This is a genomic window from Mesorhizobium sp. B2-3-13 (assembly GCF_006442195.1).
Taxonomy (GTDB): Bacteria; Pseudomonadota; Alphaproteobacteria; order Rhizobiales; family Rhizobiaceae; genus Mesorhizobium; species Mesorhizobium salmacidum.
On record NZ_VFVQ01000002.1, the window covers coordinates 146,776 to 168,661 of the forward strand.

The following is a 21,886-nucleotide window of genomic DNA, read 5'->3' on the forward strand; positions in this document are numbered from 1 at the left end:
AAGGGTGTGTTGAAATTCAGGTCAGGCTGCGTCGAAAACAGTTGTTTCCGAGAACCGGAGCGGAGCGTACTTGAAGTACGTGAGCACCGGAAGCTCAGGAAGCTGCCGTTTGCAGGCCGGCCTCACCTGAATTTCAACATACCCTATAGTGATGCGTCGGTCAGCGACACTTCCAGTCCCGACAGGTGAATGCCGCACTCGGTCTTGGCGTGACCGGCCCAGCGGCCGCTGCGCGCGTCCTCGCCCGGCTGCACCGGCTGCGTGCAGGGAAAGCAGCCGATCGACAGATAGCCATAGGCGACCAGTGGATTTTCGCGCAGCGCATGCGCGCGCATGTAGCCGGCCTGATCCGACGTCGTCCAGCGCGCCAGCGGATTGATGCGGATGCGCGGGCCGACCGCCTCGAACACTGGAAGTGCGGCCCGCGTCGAGGCCTGGAAGCGCTTGCGGCCTGTGAACCAGGCGCGGAAGGGTGCGATGCCACGTGCCAGCGGCTCGACCTTCCGCACGTCGCAGCAGGCATCGGTGTTGTTCTGGTGCAGATTGCCGGTCGGATCGATCCGTTCGAGCGCCGCTTCGTCGGGCTTGATCACCCGGATGTTGGTCAGCCCGAAATCGGCGACCAGCGCGTCGCGATAGCCGAGCGTCTCCTCGAAATGCTTGCCGGTATCGAGGAAGACGACCGGCAGCGTGCGGTCGATCTTGGCGATCATGTGCAGCAGCACCGCCGAATCTGCGCCGAACGAAGACACGGCGGCGATCTCGTCGTGAAACAGCTCATTGGCCGATCGTTCGATGATCTCGATCGGGCTGAGATGACCGTAGAGCGCGTCAAACCCCGCCGCCTTGGCGGCGGCGCCGTCCTCGACGTCGACAATATGGTCAAGCGGCCTTGGCTTCGCCAGCATAGAGCGCCTCCTTGAACGGTGCGGGACCGACACGGCGGTAGGCGTCGATGAATATTTCGTGTGGGTTGAGCCGAAGGCCGAGATAGGTATCGACGATCGTCTCGATGGCGTCGGTGATTTCTTCCGAAGAGAAGCCGCGGCCGATGATCTCACCGACGGAGGTGTTTTCGTCGGCGGAACCGCCGAGCGTCACCTGGTAGAGTTCGGAGCCCTTCTTCTCGACACCCAGGATGCCGATATGACCGACATGGTGGTGGCCGCAGGCATTGATGCAGCCGGAGATCTTCAGCTTCAGCTCGCCGATCTCGCGCTGCCGCTCCAGCGAAGCGAAGCGTTGCGAGATTTCCTGTGCGATCGGGATCGAGCGCGCGGTCGCCAGCGCGCAATAGTCAAGACCCGGGCACGAGATGATGTCCGAGATCAGGTTGGAATTGGCCGTCGCCAGCCCGATGTCGACCAGCGCGTCATAGACCGTCTTGAGGTCGGCGCGCGCCACATGCGGCAGGATCAGGTTCTGCTCGTGGCTGACGCGAAGCTCGTCGAAAGCGTATTTTTCGGTGATATCGGCGACCGCTTCCATCTGGCTGTCGGTCGCATCGCCCGGCACCTCGCCGATACCCTTGAGTGAGATCGTCACCGCCGCGTAGTCGGGGTGGCGGTGCGTCACCACGTTCTGGTCGAGCCAGTCAGAGAAGCCCTTGGAATCCAGGCGCGCCACCTTGACCGCCGCGTCGCCGTCCGGCCGCCCGGTCAGCGCCGGCGGGGCGAAATAGGCCTCGATGGCGCGAATGTCGGCCTCCGGCAGCTTCAGCTCCGCGTCCTTCAACTCCTGCCACTCGGCCTCGACCTGGCGGGTGATTTCCTCGGCGCCGGTCTCGTGGACCAGGATCTTGATGCGCGCCTTGTACTTGTTGTCGCGGCGGCCATAGAGATTGTAAACGCGCAGGATCGCCGTGCAGTAGGACAGAAGGTCGGCTTCCGGCAGGAAGTCGCGGATCTTCCTCGCCACCATCGGCGTGCGACCCTGGCCACCACCGACATAGACGGCGAAGCCGAGCTCGCCGGCGGCGTTCTTCTTCAGGTGCAGGCCGATGTCATGCGTCTGGATGGCGGCTCGGTCGCGCTCGGCTCCCGTCACGGCGATCTTGAACTTGCGCGGCAGGAACGAGAATTCCGGATGCACCGACGACCATTGCCGCAGGATTTCCGCATAGGGGCGCGGATCGGCGACCTCGTCGGCGGCCGCCCCGGCAAAATGGTCGGCGGTCACATTGCGGATGCAATTGCCGCTGGTCTGGATGGCGTGCATCTCTACGCTGGCCAGGTCCGCCAGGATCGCCGGAATGTCCGACAACGCCGGCCAGTTGAACTGGATATTCTGGCGCGTGGTGAAGTGGCCGTAGCCCTTGTCGTATTTGCGGGCGATGTGGCCCAGCATGCGCAGCTGCTTGCCGTTCAGTGTGCCGTAAGGCACAGCGATGCGCAGCATATAGGCGTGCAGTTGCAGATAGACGCCGTTCATCAGCCGGAGTGGCCGGAACTGGTCCTCGGTGATCTCGCCGGACAGCCGGCGCTCAACCTGGTCGCTGAACTCGGCGACGCGGGCCTGGACAAAATCGTGGTCGAACTCATCGTAACGGTACATGCTTCGTCTTTCAGGGCGCGTCCGCCCGTCGCTGGTTAGATTGCCCGCGCAGCCTGCCGAGATCGTTGCGGATGGTGGGACCGGCGGCGCGGATCTTCTCGCGCAGCCGCACCGGCTCGACAACGCCGTCGACGACTTCCGCGTCGATCAGATTGACGTCGACCACTTCATTGTCGGCGTGGGCCTTGGCGCCGATCGCCTCCAGCCGATCCTCGGCCGCCTTGTCATGGGCAAGGTCTGCATGGTCCACCGTCTCGGTCCAGCCGCCATCGGCGTACCAGACGGCAATGCCGTCGCCGAGGCGATTGGCGGTCAGTATCTTCATGGCTGAACTCCCTCGGCGGCCGCTACGGGCGCACTCTCATGCCTGTGTGCCGCGAGCGCCTCGGACCGCTCGAAATTGGCGCCGGCGACGGCGTCGCCGATGATGGTCATGACCGGGCCCGACAGATCGGCGCGCGCCTCCAGCGATGGCAGGTCGGCAAGCGTGCCGTGGAAGCGTCGGCGATTGGTCAGGCTGGCATTCTCGACCACCGCGACCGCCGTGTCCGGCGACAGGCCGGCCTCGATCAGCCGGCCGGCAACTTCGGCGGCGACCGAGCGGCCCATGTAGACGGCGACGGTAGCGCCGGAAATGGCGAGCTTGGCCCAGTCCGGCAACGAATTGCCCTTGAGGTCGTGGCCGGTGGTGAACACCATCGACGACGACACACCGCGCAGCGTCAGCGGCAGTTCGAAATCGGCGGCAGCGGCGAAGGCCGCGGTGACGCCCGGAACCACCTCATAGGCGATGCTGGCATCGCGAAGTGCTGCCATCTCCTCGCCGGCGCGGCCGAACACCAGCGGATCGCCCGATTTCAGCCGCACGACGCGCTTGCCCTCACGGCCAAGCTCCACCAGCAGCGCATTGATTTCGGCCTGGCTCTTTGTATGGCAGCCCTTGCGCTTTCCCACCGGCAGGCGCTCGGCATCGCGGCGGCCCATGGCGACGACCGCCTCCGGCACCAGCGCGTCATGGACGATGACGTCGGCATCCATCAGCAGGCGATGCGCCCGCAGGGTGAGGAGGTCCTCGGCGCCGGGACCGGCGCCCACCAGGGCGATGCGGCCGTGAACGGGCGCGTCGGACAACAGCAGATCGGTGGCGGCTTCGTGCGCCTGCGAAAAATCGCCGGCCTCGACGGCGCGCGCCGGCGCTCCGCCGAAGAAGTCACTCCAGAAACGCCGGCGCACATTGCCCCGGGGTAATCTCTCGGCGGCATTGCGGAACGACATTGCAAGCGCCGCCAGCGCGCCAAGCGACGGCGACAGCATGCGGTCGATGCGGCCACGCAGCATCTGCGCCAGCACCGGACCTGCACCTTCGGTGCCGATGGCAATGGCGACCGGTGCGCGGTTGACCAGCGCCGGAGTGAAGAAATCGCAGAGATCCGGCCGGTCGACGGCATTGACGGGAATGCCCAGCCGGCGCGCGTCGGCGGCTACGCGGCGATCGAGCGCTTCGTCGCCGCTGGCGGCAAACACCATCACGGCGCCTTCGAGCTGCGAGGCATCATACGCGGCGGCCACATGCTTCGCGCCGGCTTCGGCGATGAAGGTCAACAACTCCGGCTCAGCATTTCTGGCGATGATGTGCAGAACGGCACTCGACTGGGCAATCAGCCGCGCCTTGGCCAGAGCCTCCTCGCCGCCGCCGACAATGGCCACGGCTTCGCCCTCGACCCGCATGAAGACGGGAAAGGCGTTGAGCTTGGTGGTAGCTTGCGGCATGATAATAGCGATCCGGGACAGTTTCGCAGTTTTACGCCGAGGCGTAAAAAAGCAGAAGCAAAGCACTCGCGCATCCGGTGATGGCAGGCAATCGCTTTTTCGCAACCGCGAAGGGCAGGAGAAAAATATTCCACGCCCATGCCCATGAGCACGCCGGGTCGCCGAAATCGGCCCTGATTTCAGGCGCTTTTAGCTGCCGGCGACCTGTCCCGCAAAACAGTTTTTTCTAATTTCTATTAATTTAGTAGATTAAAGCCGTCCGGTGGCGATCTCATGTTCAGCGCCCGGCCTGCACGGCTGTTCGGTGCGCCGCGTGGGTTGGAACGTTGACCGGCTGAAACGCGTTCCCGGTATAGCCACCACTCAACAAGGAGCGTCCTCATGAACACGATCAAACTGAAGCATGGCATTTGGGTTCTGGTGGCAGACGGTGAAAAGGCGCTCCTGCTCAAGAACGTCGGCGACACCAAGTTTCCCAACCTTGAAGTCGTGCATCTGATGGAACAGGAAAACCCGCCCACACGCGAACAGGGAAGCGACAGCCCCGGCCGGTACAATGACGGCCCATCCGTGCACCGCAGCGCGGTCGAGGAGACCGACTGGCACCGTATCGGCAAGGAACGCTTCGCCGAGGAAATTGCCGCCCGGCTCTACAAGCTTGCCCATGACGGCGAGTTCGACAGCATCGTGCTTGTCGCCCCACCAGTGGTGCTCGGCGCCATGCGCAAGAAGCTGCATAAGGAGGTTGGTGACAAGGTGACGGCCGAAATCCCGAAGACCATGACCAACCACGGCATCCCCGAGATCGAGGCCCTGTTGCAGGCAGCCTGATCGCTGGCAACAAGGCGAATGCCATCGCGAGCTCAAACAGATCGGCGGCATCACGGTCGCCGGTCCGGCATTTTGTCGCCGCGCCGTCGCTTTTCGCACCTTGCGGGTTGCATCACCGTTGCCCCTTCCATCATATTGCGAAACAGGCGACGGCTTTCGGGCGCCGCATATCCGACATCGCTAGCTTGAAAGGCGCTCCATAGACAATGCCGCATGACACGCCCCTTATCGCCACCATCGTCGCCGGGCTGGGGCTGGCTTTTGTCTTCGGCGCTCTCGCCAATCGCTTCCGTATTCCCCCATTGGTCGGCTATCTCGTAGCCGGCGTTCTGGTCGGCCCGAACACGCCCGGTTTCGTCGCCGATGCAGGGCTTGCCAACGAATTGGCCGAAATCGGCGTCATTCTCCTGATGTTCGGTGTTGGCCTGCATTTCTCGCTCAAGGACCTTCTATCGGTCCGCGCCATCGCCGTGCCTGGCGCCATCGTTCAGATCGGCTTTGCCACCGCGCTCGGCGCCGGGCTGTCCTGGATGCTCGGCTGGTCGATGGGCGCGGGCGTGGTGTTCGGTCTGGCGCTGTCGGTCGCCTCGACCGTGGTGCTGCTGCGCGCGCTTCAGGAACGCCGCCTGATCGAGACCGAGCGCGGCCGCATCGCCGTCGGCTGGCTGATCGTCGAGGACCTGGCCATGGTGCTGGCGCTGGTGTTGCTGCCGGCGCTTGCCGGTGTACTCGGCGGCCAGGAACAGGCCAATGCCCATTCGGGCGACCTGCTGTCGCTGCCGGCCAGCTACGGCATATGGGGTGTCGTCGGCATCACGCTGGCCAAGGTCGCCGCCTTCGTGGTGGTCATGCTGGTGGTCGGCCGCCGGGTCATTCCCTGGATCCTGCACTACGTTGCCCATACCGGGTCGCGCGAACTGTTCCGTCTCTCGGTGCTCGCCATTGCGCTCGGCGTCGCCTTCGGCGCGGCCAAACTGTTCGGCGTCTCGCTGGCGCTGGGCGCGTTCTTCGCCGGCATGATCATGAGCGAATCCGAGCTCAGCCACCGCGCGGCCGAAGAATCGCTGCCGCTGCGCGATGCCTTCTCGGTGCTGTTCTTCGTCTCCGTCGGCATGCTGTTCGATCCATTCAGCCTGATCAGCAACGGCCTGCCGATCCTGGCGACGCTGGCCATCATTGTCATCGGCAAGTCGCTGGCGGCGTTCGTGATCGTCGTAGCCTTCGGCTATCCCCTGGCCACGGCCTTGATGATTTCGGCCAGCCTTGCCCAGATCGGCGAGTTCTCCTTCATCCTGGCCGAGCTCGGCGTCGGGCTGAAACTTCTGCCCGAGCAAGGCCGCGATCTGATCCTGGCCGGCGCCATCCTGTCGATCGTGCTCAACCCGTTGATGTTCCTGGTTATCGACTGGATGAAGCCGTGGCTGGAGGCCCGCGCCATCAGGACGGCGCAACCAGTGGATACCAAGCCGGTCGGCCCGGCGACGGAACCGGGCCAGGTGGCCTCGGTCGCCGCAACGTTGAGCAAGGAAGACGGCCCGCCGCCGACTACGACGCTTGCCGGTCATGCCATCCTGATCGGCTATGGCCGGGTCGGTGGCCTCGTCGGTGCCGCGCTGAAGGAAGCGGCACAGCCTTTCCTCGTCATCGAGGATGCCGATAAGACGCTGGCGAGGCTGAAAGCAGACGGCATCGAAACCATCGCCGGTAATGCCGCCAATGCCGAAGTGTTCGCCGCGGCCAATCCTGAGGGCGCAAAGCGGCTGATCCTTGCCATCCCCAACGCCTTCGAGGCCGGCCAGATCGTGCTGCGGGCACGCGCCGCCAATCCCAACATCAATGTCATCGCCCGCGCCCATTCCGACGCCGAGGTCGAGCATCTGAAGGGACTCGGCGCCGATACCGTGATCATGGGCGAACGCGAGATCGCGCGCGGCATTGTCGAAGAGGTGCTTGGCCACGAGCCGCGGGTTTCTGAACCGTCCGCTGCCTGAGTCGACGCTACCCACAGGCGCGTTCAATCATGCCACGAATGCCGAGCCGCCATTTTGCGCGACACCGCCGAGATATTTTGCCGGGGGCTTGCCAAGCGCCTTCTTGAACATGGTGATGAAGGCGGTAACCGAGCCATAGCCGAGGTCGCCCGAGACTTGCTGCACGCTGGCACCGGACGCCAGCTCCCGAATGGCGACGATCAGGTGCAATTGCTGGCGCCAGCGCCCGAAGCTCAAGCCAGTCTCCTTGACGACGAGACGCGCCAGACTGCTTTCGCTGAGCGCGACGCGGTTGGCCCATTGTGCCAACGTACTGCGATCGGCAGGGTCTTGCGCCAGCGCCTCGGCGATCCGCCTCAAGCGCGGCTCGGATGAAATCGGCAGATGCAGCTGCTGGACAGGCATGCGCGGCAGTTCTGCAAGCAGGGTCCTGGTCAGGAGCTCATCCCTTGCCTGGTCGTCCTGCACGCTGTCGGACAGCTCGACGATCAGTTCGCGCAGCACCGGTCCGGCAATTCGGCGGCTCCCGGCTCGATATAGACGAAGAAGATCCGCGCGTTGGCCGTCGCGATGTTGCTGTGCTCCATGCCGCCGGGAATCCATACGCCGCAATGCGGCGGCACCATCCAAAGGGCGCTCGGAACGCGGCATGTGACGCCGCCTCCGAGCGCAAAGACGAGCTGGCCTTTGCGGTGCCAATGGGCCGGCACTTCCGCTCTGGTCTCGGTGACGTCGACACGCACGGCGATGGCTGGCGCCAGCCCGTCATCGACATCGACATCGAAATTGACCCATGGATAGCGAAGAGGCTGTCTCATGATTGACTGCTTTTAGCGATTAAATGCCATAACAGCTAAATTCTTCAAGCAGGGAAGCCGATAAGTTCCGGCCTCCAGCAAGAAGGTACGCACCCATGCTCGCCTTAATCATATCTTCCGACAGCGCCACGGGATTGAGGTTGGCCGGGGTCGAAGAACCTCGGCCCCTCGCGGACGAGGCGCTCGTCTCGGTCCACGCAACTTCGTTGAACCGGGGTGAACTGCGCTTGCTCACCATCCGTCCGAACGGCTGGACACCCGGCCAGGACATCGTCGGAATTGTCGAACGCGCGGCCGCCGATGGCTCCGGGCCGATCACGGGCACCAGGGTCGCGGCTTTGGTCGACCAGGCCGGATGGGCTGAACGGGTCGCCGTTTCAACAGACCGTCTCGCCGTCCTGCCGGATGAGGTCAGCTTCGCCTCGGCAGCCACGCTTCCGGTCGCCGGCACGACCGCGCTCAGGACTTTGCGCCACGGCGGTGACCTGGCCGGCCTAAAGGTCCTGATCACCGGTGCAAGCGGTGCCGTCGGTCGCTTCCAGATCCAGATCGCCCGCGAGCAGGGTGCGTCGGTGACCGCCATCGCCGCCGCCAGGCACCACGAGGATTTACGCGAACTCGGAGCCGAGCAGATCGTGGAGTCGATCGAGCAGGCCGAGGGGCCGTTTTCGCTGATCACCGAGTCGGTCGGCGGCGAAAGCCTCGCACACGCGATCGAACGCGTCGCCCCTGCCGGCACAATTGTCATGTTCGGCTCGAGCAGCGGTGAACTCACGCCGGTTGGGTTCCGTCAGTTCGTTCCGGACCATGAGGGGGCGCGGCTTCAGACCTTCGCCTACTACACGTCCGGCTCAGGCATCGGCACCGATATCGCCGCGCTGCTCGCCCTGGTCGCGGCCGGCCGGCTGGAGACCCGCATCGCCTTGACCGTGCCGTGGACGAACATCGGCCAAGCCCTGGACGCACTGCGACAGCGCAGCTTCAGCGGCAAGGCTGTCGTCACCATAGGCGGGTGAGCCGGCCCTAGCCTGAAGTCGACCAGTTCATACGTGCTGGCCGCCATTGATGTGGATTTCCGAGCCGGTCACATAGGACGCCTGCCCGGAGCACAGGAAAAAAATGATGTCGGCGACCTCCGCCGTGGTGCCCAGGCGCCGCAGCGGAATGGTCTCGACGATCTTTTCCGTGCCCGGCGACAGGATCGCGGTGTCGATCTCGCCCGGCGCGATGGCGTTGACACGGATGCCGTGCGGGCCGAAATCATGCGCCATCTCGCGCGTCAGCGAGCCGAGAGCGGCCTTCGACGTCGCGTAGGCGGTGCCGGCAAAGGGATGCACGCGGGTGCCGGCGATCGACGTCACATTGACGATCGAGCCTCTGGCAGCCGCCAATTCCTTGAACAGGCCGCGCGCCAGCATGATCGGCGCGAAGAAATTGACCTGGAACACGTCGCGCCAGACATGCATCGGCGTGTCGATCGAGTCCATCCGGCTGTTGCCATCCTTGAGCTTGGGCGAAATGCCGGCATTGTTGACCAGCGCGTGCAACTGCCCGCCATGCGCTTCGAGCCGATGACGGATTTCCGACACCGCAATACCGACATCTTCCTGATCGGCGAGATCGACCTTGATGTGGTCCTCCGGGCCGGCCGGCCACGGGCAGTCCTCGGCAAAGGCCTGGCGCGAGCAGGTGATGACGCGCCAGCCTTCCCGCGAAAAGCGTTTCACCGTGGCATGGCCGATACCGCGGCTGGCGCCGGTCAGCACGATGGTTTTTCTGGTGTCTGTCTCGGTCATGTCGCGGTCTCCAGGCAGGACATGTAGCCGAACGCCGCCGGGGTGGCGAGAGGCGGTTGACGCCGCTAGCCGGCTGCTCAGCCGCCGCCAAGAATATCCAGGATCGAGGTCTGCCGCTTCTTGAGCCGACCGCCGACGCTGCCTGGCGGCACCGGGTGCCCGACCGAAGCCGTGGTGCCGCCATCCGCTGGCATGTTGAAGCCATCGGCATCGACGGTCTGGGCAGGCCGCGCCGCACGGACCGGCGCCGGCGGTGCCGCCGCCTGCGCGGCCGGCGCCTGCTGTCCAACCGAAGCCGAGGGAACCGGTGCCGGTTGGTTGTTGTCGGCCGAGGGAATGTCGTCGGGCACGATGGTGTCCGCCGGCGTTGACTTCCAGGTGCCGGGCAGCGGCCGCACCGGCACGCCCTCATGCGCGGCGACCATGAATTCGTGCCAGGCCTGCGCCGGCAGCGCGCCGCCGGTAACCTTCTTCATCGCCGTGCCGTCATCATTGCCGAACCACACGCCGGTGGTCAGATTGGCGGTGTAGCCGACGAACCAGGCGTCGCGCGAATTCTGGCTGGTGCCGGTCTTGCCGGCCGACGGCCAGGCGAAGGCCGCCTTCTTGGCAGTGCCGACCTCGACCGTCCCGGTCATCATCGAATTCATCATGCCGACGATCTCGGGCTTGATCACGCGCGGTGCGCTGCCGCCAGCGCTGTCATAGAGCACCTTGCCGTCGGATGTCGTGACGCGGCGGATGAAATGAATGTCGGGCTTGTAGCCGCCATTGGCGAAGGGCACATAGGCCGAGGTCAGTTCCAGCGGCGTCACTTCCGAGGTGCCGAGCGCGATCGAGGTGTTGGCCAGCAGGTCGGACTGGATGCCCATGCGGTGCGCGGCTTCCACCACCGCGTTCGGCCCGACTTCCATGGTCAACTGCGCGGCAACCGAGTTGAGCGACTTGGCCAGCGCCGTCGCCAAGGTGACCTTGCCAAAGTACTTGCCGCCGTAATTGTCGGGTGTCCAGTTGCCGATCTTGATCGGTGCGTCGTTGCGGATGCTGTCGGGCGTGCGGCCGGCCTCGAGCGCAGCCATGTAGACGAACGGCTTGAACGCCGAGCCCGGCTGCCGGCGCGCCTCGGAGGCGCGGTCGAACTGGCTGGTCGAATAGTCATAGCCGCCGACCATGGCGCGCACCGCGCCGGAATCGTCGATCGACACCAGCGCGCCCTGGGTGACATTGAGCTTCTTGCCGCTGTCGTCGATCAGCCGGCGGATCGACTGTTCGGCGAGTTTCTGCAGGTTCAGGTCTACGGTAGAATCGATGACGATATCGCCGCGCACATCGCCGATCAGGTCGGGCAACTCTTCCATGATTGTGTCGGCGACGTAATTTTCCGAGCCGGTCCAGTAGGATGGCGAGCGCGTCGCCGGTGCGCTCAGCGCCGTCTTCAGCTCTTTCTCGCTGATCTTGCCCTCCTCGCGCATGGCGGCGAGCACCAGCTGCGAGCGCTCCTCGGCGGCCTTGGGATCGCGCGCCGGCGACAGCCGCGACGGCGCCTTCAGCAGGCCAGCCAGGAGTGCGGCTTCCGATAAGGTGACGTCGCGCGCGCTCTTGCCGAAATAGCGGCGCGAGGCCGCCTCGACACCATAGGCACCGGAGCCGAAATAGACCCGGTTGAGGTACATTTCGAGGATCTGGTCCTTGGTGTGCTTGTGCTCCAGCCACAGCGCCAGCAGCACCTCCTGCACCTTGCGTTCCAGCGTGCGGTCGGGCTTCAGGAAAAGGTTCTTGGCCAGTTGCTGCGTCAGCGTCGAACCACCTTGCGAGAAGTGCCCGCCGATGAGGTTGGTCACCATGGCGCGAGACAGGCCGATCGGATCGACACCGAAATGCGAATAGAAGCGGCGGTCCTCGATGGCGATCACCGCCTCGGGAATATAAGGCGACATTTCGTGCAGGCCGACCGCTTCGCCGCCGCTCATGCCGCGATTGGCCAGCAGCTGCCCGTCGGCCGAGACGATCTTGATGTTGGGCGCACGGTCGGGGATCGACCAGGTCGTGGCCGCGGGCATCTTGGCGCCGTAGTAGATAACGACGCCCGCCACCGCGATGCCGCCCCATATGGCGAGCACGAAACACCAGTAAACCAGCCGGCCGAGCACGCCGAACAGGCCGCGTCCACTCCCTCCGCGCCTCCCCCGCGACGATTTCCCCTTCGATGATTTGCGTTTGGTGGAGGCTTTGCGATTGCTCGGCACGACGCGGTCCTCCTCGCTCACCGAAAGACCCGTCTGGGATTTCGCCCGTGGCGGTCCCTCGAAGCTGGGCTCGATGCGACTGTCTCTGCGGTTCGCCATGCGCTGCGCTTGATGTCCCCGGTGCCAATGGCGCTCGGGTTGAAGAGTAGATGCGGCGATTTAAGGGCGGGTTAAGCAGAGGTTCGCGCAAGCGTCTGAATTCCGTTAGGAATTTGTTAATCTGTTGTCCATTGCCAGCGTCGCAGCGCGACGGATGTGACAGGCTCCGCGCACCCGAAGCACCGTCGGCGTCCGAACGCTCGTGGCGAGCCCTCATTTGTGGCCTTGGCGTTTTTCTATCTCGTAGCTCAGCCACCGGCAGAACATACCCATGACCGACGCGGCGGCGCCGACAAGCAGGCAGACGACCAGCAGCGGGCTCTTTGAAGCGCTCGACCAACTGACTATGGCCAGCAGGAAGACACTGGCGGTGGAAATCAGATAACCCACCCCTTTGAGCAAGTGCAGAGAAGCCGTTGTCATGCCTGAAACATCCTCCGCCTGTCTTATGGAACATTCATTTCGCCTTGGAGTTCCATTCAGAGCAAACCCGGACCCACGACGCCGATGAAGCGCGCAGGGTGATCAGGAAGGGTATGAAGGCCTTTGCCGCCAAAATGCGGATGCAGGCTGGCGGCCCAACCCGGGTCTCTTCATAATCCGCTCGAATTTCACATCCGGTTAGTCGGGATCACCAGCCTGCCGTAGCAAGGCGACGAGACACTCGCACTTGATTCTTCGAGCAGGCGCACGGTTGCGGAGCGGAAGGCTCCGAATTGGCCCCGATTTCGATAGCGTCAGGCTATGCGAAAGCGCCCGGCCAGCGGCGCGCTCATTGGTCGTCGTCGTCGCCGGCGGCGGGCCGCCAGCTGGTTGGCTCGACCTTCTTTTGCGTGTGGCTGTCGATGTAGACCCACCAGCCGTCGTCGCGGTATTGAGCGATGGATTCATTGAGGATGCCATCGCTGTCCTTCCAGGTGACGGTGACCTTGGAGCCGTCGGTCGGCGCGGTCGATATCGGCTTTCTGTCCGCCATCTCATCCCCTTCTTCCAGACGGTTGATCGCCACGAGGGCCATCAGCTGTGAGCGAAGATATCCTCTTCGTCCCAGCCCATCAGGTCAAGCTTGGCCCGCGTCGGCAGAAAGCGGAAACAGGCGTCCGCCTCCTTCGTGCGCCCCTCGCGCGCCAGCCGCCCGGCCAGCACATCGCGCAACCGATGCAGATAGAGCACGTCCGAGGCCGCGTATTCGAGCTGCTCGGGCGACAACGTTTCGGCCGCCCAATCCGACGATTGCTGCGCCTTGGACAGGCCGACGCCGAGAAGCTCGAAACAGATGTCCTTCAGCCCGTGCCGGTCGGTGTAGGTGCGCGTCAGCCGCGACGCGATCTTGGTGCAGAACACCGGCTCGGCCATCACGCCAAACGCATGGTAGAGCACAGCGAGGTCGAAGCGACCGTAGTGGAACAGCTTGGTCACGCTGTCGTTTCCCAGCAGCTTGACGAGGTTCGGTGCTTCCTTCTGCCCCGGCGCGATCTGGATGACATCGGCACTGCCGTCGCCAGGCGAAATCTGCACCACGCAGAGCCGGTCACGGTGGGGATTGAGGCCGAGCGTTTCCGTATCGATGGCCACCGCAGCGACATCGTAGCGGGAGAGGTCAGGCAGATCGTTTTTATGGAAGCGGATATCGCTCATCGTCTTCTCCGGGTCGCAGCCTTCGGCGTCGCGCATCCATCGAAGAAGCGCACACGCGCTCCAACAAATTGCGCTGTCGACCCGTCCTCGCCGTGATCGGCGGAAAAATCAACAGAAAGTTGATTTTCCGCCGTCCAGGTTGTCCGCCTTACCGTGTCAGCGCGTCCAGAATGCGCGCCCAGGAGCGCTGGCCCTTGTGGAAGGAGCTGAGCTCGTATTTCTCGTTGGGCGAGTGGATGCGGTCGTCGTCGAGGCCGAAGCCGACCAGCAGCGATTCCATGCCGAGATAGGTCTGGAAGTCGCCCACCACCGGAATGGAGCCGCCGCTGCCGGTCGTCACCGCGGGCTTTGGCCATTCGTCGGAAAGCGCGGTCTTGGCCTTGGCCAGGAACGGCGAGTCGTAGGAGAGCTGGATTGCCGGAGAACCGCCATGAGCGTGGAATTCGACCGAGCAATCGGCTGGGATGCGCTCCTTGACGAATTTCTGGAAAGCCGCGCGGATTTTCTTCGGATCCTGCTTGTGGACGAGGCGGAAAGACACCTTTGCCGAGGCTTCCGCGGCGATCACCGTCTTGAAACCCTTGCCGGTATAGCCGCCGATGATGCCGTTGAACTCGGCGGTGGGCCGCGCCCAGGTCAGTTCCAGTACCGAGCGGCCTTTTTCGCCCGACGGGATCGACAGGCCGACAGGTCCGAGGAAGGTCTCGGCCGTCTCGCCCAGCGTTTCCCATGATTTCAGCACCTGCGAAGGCGTTTCCTCGACGCCGTCATAGAAGCCCGGAATGGTGATAAGGCCGTCCTTGTCGTGGATGTCGGCCAGCACCTTGGCCAGGATGCGGATCGGGTTCGCGGCAGCGCCGCCATAGAGGCCCGAATGCAGGTCCCGGTCGGCGGCCTTAACCGTGATCTCCTCGCCGACCAGACCGCGCAGCCCGACGCAGATCGACGGCGTGTCGCGGTCCCACATGCTGGTATCGCAGACCAGCGCGAAGTCGGCCTTGAGCTCCTCGGCATTGGCCTCGAGGAACGGCTTCAGCGAGGGCGACCCCGATTCCTCCTCGCCTTCGAACAGGATGGTGACGCGGCACGGCAGACCACCATACACCTGTTTCCAGGCACGGCATGCCTCGACGAAAGTCATCAGCTGACCTTTGTCGTCGGCCGAGCCGCGCCCGGTGATGATTTTGTGACCAGGTGCAATCTCCTTGATCGCCGGGGCGAAGGGATCGTTTTCCCACAGCTCGATCGGGTCGACCGGCTGCACGTCATAATGGCCGTAGAACAGCACATGCGGCGCGCCCGCCGGCCCGTCGTGATGCGCAACCACCATTGGGTGCCCGGGCGTGTCGCGCACGCTGGCGTCGAAGCCGATCAGCTTGAGTTCCGCCACCAGCCATTCCGCCGCCTTGCGGCAGTCGGTGGCATAGGCTGGATCAGTGGAGATCGACTTGATCCCGAGCAGGCCGAAGAGCCGTTCTAGGCTCTGGTCGAGGTTCTGATCGAGACGGTCGAGGACAGGGGAAACTGCGGACATTTGCATAGCCTTTCGATTCAGTGCCGGAACCGTAAAGGCAGAGCGGCGAAACGAAAAGCCCGGGACGATTGGACCACGGCCCGGGACGGTCGCCGCGGGCAAAAAAATGCCGCCGTGGTGGAGGGGGAACCACGGCGGCCTTTTACTCGAAACGATGCGGCAGCCCGGAGAGGGGGGATAGGCTGCCGCAATTGTCCGGTATAGGCGGGGGACGGGCCTTGCTCCGGACTTCGGCGAAAACTGCCGATGAACTGTATTTGGTCCCTGAACGTGGCGATTCAAGGGCACCAACGTTACACTTTTGTAACGTGCCCGTGAGCGGGCTTGTATAACCCCGATCCGTCAGGATCCCGATCTGTCAGGGTGTTGACGGAACCTATCTCTGGCGATGTCTTTGGCATGGACCAAGGCATTGCGCCGCGCTATCCCTGCCGGCATGAAAAAAGGCGATCATCTCTTCCTCATTGACGGCTCTGGCTACATCTTCCGGGCCTATCACGCACTGCCGCCGCTGACCCGCAAGTCCGACGGCCTGCCGGTCGGTGCCGTTTCCGGCTTCTGCAACATGCTTTGGAAGCTGATGCAGGATGCCCGCAACACCGATGTGGGCATTGTGCCGACGCATTTTGCCGTCATTTTCGACTATTCCTCGAAAACCTTCCGCAACGACCTCTATCCCGAATACAAGGCGAACCGTTCGGCGCCGCCCGAGGATCTGATCCCGCAATTCGGCCTGATCCGCCAGGCAACCAGGGCGTTCAACCTGCCTTGCGTCGAGATGGAAGGCTTCGAGGCCGACGATCTCATCGCCACTTACTGCCGGCTGGCCTGCGAGGCCGGTGGCGACACCACCATTATCTCCTCCGACAAGGATCTGATGCAGCTGGTTGGCGACACGGTCGGCATGTACGACCCGATGAAGGATCGCCAGATCGGCATCCCCGAAGTCGTCGAGAAATGGGGCGTGCCGCCGGAAAAGATGATCGACCTGCAGGCGCTGACCGGCGACTCCGTCGACAATGTGCCTGGAGTGCCCGGCATCGGGCCAAAGACCGCGGCGCAACTGCTCGAGCAGTTCGGCGATCTCGACGGATTGCTCGCCCGCGCCGGCGAGATCAAGCAGGAGAAAAGGCGGGAATCGATCATCGCCAACGCCGACAAGGCGCGCATCTCGCGCCAGTTGGTGACGCTGAAGAACGACGTGCCGGTGGCCGAGGGGCTGGACGATTTCCTGCTGCATGCGCCCGACGGGCCGAAGCTGATCGGCTTCCTCAAGACCATGGAATTCACCTCGCTGACCCGCCGCGTCGCGGAGGCGACCGGCACCGAGGCCGGCGACGTCCAGGCCGTCACTGTGACCGTCGAACGCGCCGATAACGCACATGGCCCCGACGTCGGTGCCGGAACACCGCCCGTCGCCCGAAAGGGGGCGGGCTCCGAACCTGGCCAGGCTGCTGAAGCCGAGACGACGGAGAGGCCAAAACAGGGTGACACCCCTTCCCTCCTGGCCGCATTGCGGCTGGAGGGCGCGGCGACACGCAAGATCGATACCTCGGCCTATCAGTGCATCCGCGATATCGCGACGCTGAAAGCCTGGGTCGCCGATGCGCGAGAGGCTGGTATCGCTGCCTTCGACGTCAGGGCGACGTCGACCGATCCGATGCAGGCCGAACTGATCGGCATGGCAATGGCCACAGCGCCCGGCTGCGCCGGCTACATTCCCTTCGCCCACAAGAGCGGCAATGGTGACTTGCTCGGCGGCGGCGCGCTCGAAAACCAGATACCGCTTCGCGAGGCGCTGGCGGTCCTGAAACCGCTGCTTGAGGACAGGTCGGTGCTGAAGATCGCGCACAACCTGAAGTATGACCTGGTTATCATGAGCCGCTATGGCATCGATGTCGCGCCCTTCGACGACACCATGCTGATCTCCTACGTGCTCGACGCCGGCACTCCGCACGGCCACGGCATGGATACCCTTGCCGACAAATGGCTTGGCCATAGGCCCCTTCAGCTCAAGGACGTGACCGGTTCCGGCAAAAGCTCTGTCGGTTTCGATCAGGTCGACATCGACAGGGCGACGGCTCACGCCGCCGAGGATGCCGACGTGACGTTGCGGCTGTGGCTGGTGCTGAAGCCCCGCCTTGCCGCCAAGGGCCTGGTCTCGGTCTATGAACGCTTGGAGCGGCCGCTGGTGCCGGTGCTGGCGCGCATGGAACAGCGCGGTATTTCGGTCGACCGGCAGATCCTGTCGCGGCTTTCGGGCGAGCTGGCGCAAGGTGCAGCCCGGCTCGAAGAGGAAATCTACCTGCTCATCGGCGAGCGCATCAACATCGGCTCGCCCAAGCAGCTCGGTGATATCCTGTTTGGCCGCATGGGCCTGCCCGGCGGCTCCAAGACCAAGACGGGCCAGTGGTCGACCTCGGCGCAGCTGCTCGAAGACCTTGCCGCCGAAGGTCACGAACTGCCGCGCAAAGTCGTCGACTGGCGCCAGCTGACCAAGCTGAAATCGACCTACACCGATGCGCTGCCGGGCTTCGTCAATCCCGAAACCAAGCGCGTCCACACCTCCTACGCGCTGGCCGCGACGACGACCGGGCGGCTGTCGTCTTCCGACCCGAACCTGCAGAACATTCCGGTGCGCACGGCTGAAGGGCGCAAGATCAGGACCGCCTTCATCACCGACAAGAGCCACCGGCTGGTGTCAGCCGACTACAGCCAGATCGAACTGCGCGTGCTCGCCCATGTCGCCGAAATCCCGCAACTGCGGCAGGCCTTTGCGGATGGCGCTGACATCCACGCCATCACCGCTTCTGAAATGTTCAATGTGCCCGTGGAGGGCATGCCGTCGGAAGTGCGCCGCCGCGCCAAGGCGATCAATTTCGGCATCATCTATGGCATCTCGGCTTTCGGCCTCGCCAACCAGCTGTCTATCCCGCGCGAGGAGGCGAGCGCCTACATCAAGAAGTACTTCGAGCGCTTTCCCGGCATCCGCGACTATATCGAGGAGACCAAGGCCTATGCCCGCGAGCACGGCTTTGTCGAAACAATCTTCGGCCGCCGCATCCACTATCCCGACATCAGATCGTCGAACCCGTCGCTACGGGCGTTCAACGAGCGCGCCTCGATCAACGCCCGCCTGCAAGGCACCGCCGCTGACATCATCCGCCGCGCCATGATCCGCATGGAGGAAGCCTTGGACAAGGCCAAGCTGTCCGCCCGCATGCTCCTCCAGGTACATGACGAACTGATCTTCGAAACGGTCGAGGCGGAAGTCGAGGAGACGATCCCGGTCGTGCGCCATGTCATGGAAAACGCGGCGATGCCGGCGGTATCGATGTCGGTGCCGCTGCATGTCGACGCGCGGGCCGCCAACAATTGGGACGAGGCGCACTGACGCGCTAGAGCAATTTCAGGAGAAGTGTATAGCGGTTTTCCCGGGAAAAGCGCTTAGCGCTTTTCCTTGGAAATTGCATTAAAACAAAGAGTTAGAGCGGTTAGGCGATTCTACCAATCGCTGAACCGCTCTGCGGAATGCCCTCAGGCCGCCTGCGCCAAACACTTCGCGCACGTCCCGCGAAATTCGATCACCGCCTTCTTGGCGGCGAAGCCGGTCGAGCTGACCCATTCGTTCAGCCGGTGGTCGACATCGTGGTCGGACATTTCGGTCACCTGCCCGCAGCCGTCGCAAATGGCGAAAGCGGTCATCGAGTGGCTGTGGTCGTGCGGCTCGGCGCAGGCGACGAAGGAGTTGATGCTTTCCAGCCGGTGCACGAAGCCCGACTTCACCAGCGTGTCGAGCGCGCGATAGACCTGTAGCGGCGCGCGAAAACCGCGCTCGCGCAGCTGGTCGAGCAAGGTGTAGGCGCTGAGCGGCCCGCTGGCGGTCTCGAGTTTCTCGAGCACGCACAACTGGTTTTTCGTCAGCACATCCCTTGCCGCCATGGTTCCACTTGTCCTGCACCGTTTGCGGCCTGCCTGCGCGTGCAAACGGCCCGATCCCATTCAGATAGCGACGAACCGCCGTCTTTGCTACTCCTCTGTTGCCGTCCCGGTCAGTCGATGACGCGCGGGCACATTGGTGACGGCGGGATCGATAGCGCCACGGTGTTCAAGGATACTGGCGGAAATCTCGACGAAGGTAGCCAAGGGTGTGCCCGGCACCATTGGCCGGCCGACCCACCCGGCGATCAAGGCCGCCTCAGGGAGGCCGGCCACGCCCTGACTGGACTTCATCCGTGAAAGGCCGGCGCGAGCAATTCCGCCAGCCTTTATTAGCCAGCTTCATCTACTTCCTCGGCGGACCTTTGCGCTCGGCGGAGGCCGCCCACAGATTGATGTCGGACTCGCGCGCGTACGTATCGATCTCGGCCAGTTCGGCATCGCTGAAATCGAGCACCTTGAGCGCGCCGACGCAGTCCTCGACCTGCTCGGGCCGGCTGGCGCCGATCAGCGCCGAAGTAACCCAGCCCCTGCGCAGCACCCAGGCCAGCGCCATCTGCGCCAGCGTCTGGCCGCGCTTGCCGGCGATCGCGTTGAGCGCCTTGATGTTGGCGATGGTGCGGTCGTTGATGAAGGCTGTCTTCAGCGACTTGCCTTGGGACGCCCGGCTGCCATCGGGAATGCCGCCGAGATATTTATCGGTCAACATACCTTGCGCCAGCGGCGAGAACACGATGGAGCCGACGCCGAGCCCTTCGAGCGTATCGAGAAGGCCATCTTCCTCGACCCAACGGTTCAACATCGAATAGCTCGGCTGGTGGATGACGCAGGGCGTGCCCAATTGCCTCAATATGTCGGCGGCCTCGCGGGTGCGCTGCGAATTGTAGGACGAGATGCCGGCATAGAGTGCCTTGCCCGAACGCACCGCATGGTCGAGCGCGCCCATGGTTTCTTCGAGCGGCGTATCGGGATCGAAGCGGTGCGAATAGAAGATGTCGACATAGTCGAGGCCCATCCGCTTCAGGCTCTGGTCGAGACTGGCCAGCATGTATTTGCGCCCGCCCCATTCACCATAGGGACCCGCCCACATTTCATAGCCAGCCTTGGTCGAGATGATCAGTTCGTCGCGATAGGCGGAAAAATCGGTGCGCAGGATCTCGCCGAAAGCCGCCTCGGCCGAGCCGGGCGGCGGTCCATAATTGTTGGCCAAGTCGAAATGGGTGATGCCGAGGTCGAAGGCCTTGCGCACGATCGCCTGCTTGGTCCGATGCGGCGTATCGTCGCCGAAATTGTGCCACAGCCCGAGCGAGATCGCCGGCAGCTTGAGGCCGGACCGACCGCAACGGTTGTAGATCATTTTTTCGTAGCGGTTCTCAGCGGCGACATAGGTCATGGGAAATCCTCGAATCTGAACGGACAGGGCACCGTCATCGCAGAGGCGATGAGCATGCCCGTACCCCATCCTTTACCCCCTCCCCGGAGGAACGGGGAGGGGGGCAAGCAAAATTATCGATAATCTTCGCGACCTATTTCTTCTTGGCCAGAAGATCCTTGGCTTGCTTGACGCCAAGCGCGGCCGGGCGCTCGCATGTGGTTTGCATGGCGACGAACTTGCCGGTTTCGCCCGAGCGCAGGAGGCCGGTCATGACATCGACGGCATGCAGCGCGAGTTCCATCGAACAGCGGTGCGGCCGGCCTTCAGCGATCGCCAGCGCCATGTCGGCGAGGCCTGATGTGCGGTAATTGGCCATCATGCCCTGGCCGTGCATCTCATTGGGGATGCCAAGCGGGTGCTTCCATTTCGGCAGCTTCTTGACCGGCTTGCCTTCTTCGGTGAAGCGCACGTCGCCACCGAAGAAGTTCGGATCCGGCACGAACACCGTCCCGGCCTCACCATAGAGTTCCATCGGCGCGTGGCCGTGAGCCCAGACGTCCCAGCTGGTGTTCAGCGTCACCACGGCGCCGTTCTCGAATTCGAGCAGGCCGTGAATGGTGGTCGGTGTGTTGACCGGGATTTTTTCACCCGCGCGAGGCTTTGAGCTGATGGTCCGCTCCTTGGCCGGAGTCGTCGCGAAAGCCGCCACCTGCTTCACCGGCCCGATCAGCTGGATCAGATTGGTGATGTAATACGGCCCGATGTCGAGCACCGGCCCGGCGCCCGGCTGGAAGAAGAAATCGGGATTCGGATGCCAGTGTTCCATGCCGTGGCCCATGACGTGGCAGGTGCCGCTGGTGATCCTGCCGAGCCTCCCCTCGTCGATCAGTTCACGCACCAGCTGGTGCGCGCCGCCCAGGAACGTGTCCGGCGCCGAACCGATGCGCAGCCCCTTCTTCTCGGCCCGCGCCTTGAGGTCCTGGCCTTCCCTGAGCGACAGCACGAACGGCTTTTCCGAATAGACATGCTTGCCGGCATCGAGCACCTGCTTCGACACCTCGTAGTGCACGGCCGGAATGGTCAGGTTGACGATGATGTCGATGTCGTCGGCCTTGAGCAGGTCCTCGACGGTCTCGGCGCGGAGCTTGAATTCCTTCGCCCGCGCCCTGGCCACATCCATGTTGATGTCGGCGCAGGCACGCATCTCGATGCCGCGAAACAGCGGCGCCAGCGAAAAATAGGCCTTCGAGATGTTGCCGCAGCCGATGACGCCAATACCCAGTTTCTTTGCCATGG

General features: G+C 63.8%; 17 protein-coding genes and 1 pseudogene. 4 read left to right on the forward strand and 14 right to left on the reverse strand.

All coding sequences use genetic code 11. The features are described 5' to 3' along the window. Window positions 1-143 precede the first annotated feature (143 nt). The 4 genes from FJ941_RS03195 to cysG are packed head-to-tail and all read right to left on the reverse strand — an operon-like array spanning window position 144 to window position 4,323. Window positions 144-908, reverse strand: coding sequence for a phosphoadenylyl-sulfate reductase (locus tag FJ941_RS03195; protein WP_027143056.1), 765 nt, complete (start codon window positions 906-908; stop codon window positions 144-146). Beyond that, entirely contained in the window at window positions 883-2,553 is a 1,671-nt protein-coding gene (locus FJ941_RS03200) for a nitrite/sulfite reductase (RefSeq protein WP_140503007.1), read from the reverse strand. Before FJ941_RS03200 ends, FJ941_RS03195 begins: the two co-directional genes overlap by 26 nt. Window positions 2,554-2,563: 10 nt before the next feature. Then, window positions 2,564-2,878 carry a DUF2849 domain-containing protein gene (locus FJ941_RS03205; RefSeq protein WP_140503009.1) on the reverse strand — a complete coding sequence of 105 codons (315 nt, stop codon included), beginning with the start codon at window positions 2,876-2,878 and terminating at the stop codon, window positions 2,564-2,566. After that, window positions 2,875-4,323 carry a siroheme synthase CysG gene (gene cysG / locus FJ941_RS03210; RefSeq protein ID WP_140503011.1) on the reverse strand — a complete coding sequence of 483 codons (1,449 nt, stop codon included), beginning with the start codon at window positions 4,321-4,323 and terminating at the stop codon, window positions 2,875-2,877. The genes FJ941_RS03205 and cysG overlap by 4 nt, the downstream gene beginning before the upstream one ends. A 381-nt stretch (window positions 4,324-4,704) precedes the next feature. On the opposite strand from cysG, the gene FJ941_RS03215 reads away from it, so the two are divergent. Together FJ941_RS03215 and FJ941_RS03220 are read left to right on the forward strand one after the other, a co-directional pair. Then, window positions 4,705-5,154, forward strand: a complete 450-nt coding sequence (locus tag FJ941_RS03215) for a host attachment protein (RefSeq protein ID WP_027143060.1) — start codon at window positions 4,705-4,707, stop codon at window positions 5,152-5,154. A gap of 206 nt (window positions 5,155-5,360) precedes the next feature. Next, on the forward strand, window positions 5,361-7,145 hold the full coding sequence (locus FJ941_RS03220) for a cation:proton antiporter (RefSeq protein ID WP_140503012.1): 1,785 nt from the start codon (window positions 5,361-5,363) through the stop codon (window positions 7,143-7,145). A gap of 27 nt (window positions 7,146-7,172) precedes the next feature. On the opposite strand, the pseudogene FJ941_RS03225 reads toward FJ941_RS03220, so the two are convergent. Next, window positions 7,173-7,963, reverse strand: a pseudogene (locus tag FJ941_RS03225) (helix-turn-helix transcriptional regulator). Between the two features lie 95 nt (window positions 7,964-8,058). Here FJ941_RS03225 and FJ941_RS03230 point away from each other — a divergent pair. Beyond that, a complete protein-coding gene (locus FJ941_RS03230; RefSeq protein ID WP_140503014.1) occupies window positions 8,059-8,979 on the forward strand; it encodes a zinc-binding dehydrogenase in 921 nt (306 codons plus the stop codon). A gap of 27 nt (window positions 8,980-9,006) precedes the next feature. Here FJ941_RS03230 and FJ941_RS03235 read toward each other — a convergent pair whose 3' ends face one another. The 6 genes from FJ941_RS03235 to FJ941_RS03260 all read right to left on the reverse strand — a co-directional run bounded on the left by FJ941_RS03235 (window position 9,007) and on the right by FJ941_RS03260 (window position 15,282). After that, the gene (locus FJ941_RS03235) at window positions 9,007-9,759 is read right to left on the reverse strand and encodes an SDR family oxidoreductase (RefSeq protein ID WP_140503016.1); all 753 of its coding nucleotides are present in this window, start codon (window positions 9,757-9,759) and stop codon (window positions 9,007-9,009) included. Between the two features lie 77 nt (window positions 9,760-9,836). After that, a complete protein-coding gene (locus FJ941_RS03240; RefSeq protein ID WP_140503018.1) occupies window positions 9,837-12,104 on the reverse strand; it encodes a transglycosylase domain-containing protein in 2,268 nt (755 codons plus the stop codon). A 213-nt stretch (window positions 12,105-12,317) separates the two neighbouring features. Beyond that, complete coding sequence (locus tag FJ941_RS03245) at window positions 12,318-12,527, reverse strand: hypothetical protein (RefSeq protein ID WP_140503020.1); 210 nt, start codon at window positions 12,525-12,527, stop codon at window positions 12,318-12,320. A 349-nt stretch (window positions 12,528-12,876) separates the two neighbouring features. Then, the gene (locus FJ941_RS03250) at window positions 12,877-13,080 is read right to left on the reverse strand and encodes a hypothetical protein (protein WP_140503458.1); all 204 of its coding nucleotides are present in this window, start codon (window positions 13,078-13,080) and stop codon (window positions 12,877-12,879) included. A 41-nt stretch (window positions 13,081-13,121) separates the two neighbouring features. Continuing rightward, the gene (locus tag FJ941_RS03255; protein ID WP_027143068.1) at window positions 13,122-13,742 is read right to left on the reverse strand and encodes a ribonuclease D; all 621 of its coding nucleotides are present in this window, start codon (window positions 13,740-13,742) and stop codon (window positions 13,122-13,124) included. 148 nt (window positions 13,743-13,890) lie between these two features. Then, window positions 13,891-15,282, reverse strand: a complete 1,392-nt coding sequence (locus FJ941_RS03260) for a M20/M25/M40 family metallo-hydrolase (protein ID WP_181165809.1) — start codon at window positions 15,280-15,282, stop codon at window positions 13,891-13,893. Window positions 15,283-15,712: 430 nt separating this feature from the next. Between FJ941_RS03260 and polA the strand changes: the two genes are divergently transcribed. Continuing rightward, a complete protein-coding gene (polA, locus tag FJ941_RS03265) occupies window positions 15,713-18,670 on the forward strand; it encodes a DNA polymerase I (protein ID WP_181169712.1) in 2,958 nt (985 codons plus the stop codon). A gap of 143 nt (window positions 18,671-18,813) precedes the next feature. Here polA and FJ941_RS03270 read toward each other — a convergent pair whose 3' ends face one another. The 3 genes from FJ941_RS03270 to FJ941_RS03280 all read right to left on the reverse strand — a co-directional run bounded on the left by FJ941_RS03270 (window position 18,814) and on the right by FJ941_RS03280 (window position 21,884). Continuing rightward, window positions 18,814-19,218 carry a Fur family transcriptional regulator gene (locus tag FJ941_RS03270; protein WP_140503024.1) on the reverse strand — a complete coding sequence of 135 codons (405 nt, stop codon included), beginning with the start codon at window positions 19,216-19,218 and terminating at the stop codon, window positions 18,814-18,816. 343 nt (window positions 19,219-19,561) lie between these two features. Next, entirely contained in the window at window positions 19,562-20,608 is a 1,047-nt protein-coding gene (mgrA, locus tag FJ941_RS03275) for an L-glyceraldehyde 3-phosphate reductase (protein ID WP_140503025.1), read from the reverse strand. A 133-nt stretch (window positions 20,609-20,741) separates the two neighbouring features. Further along, window positions 20,742-21,884 (reverse strand): Gfo/Idh/MocA family oxidoreductase, encoded by a 1,143-nt coding sequence (locus tag FJ941_RS03280; RefSeq protein ID WP_140503027.1) that lies wholly within the window; start codon window positions 21,882-21,884, stop codon window positions 20,742-20,744. Window positions 21,885-21,886 lie beyond the last annotated feature (2 nt).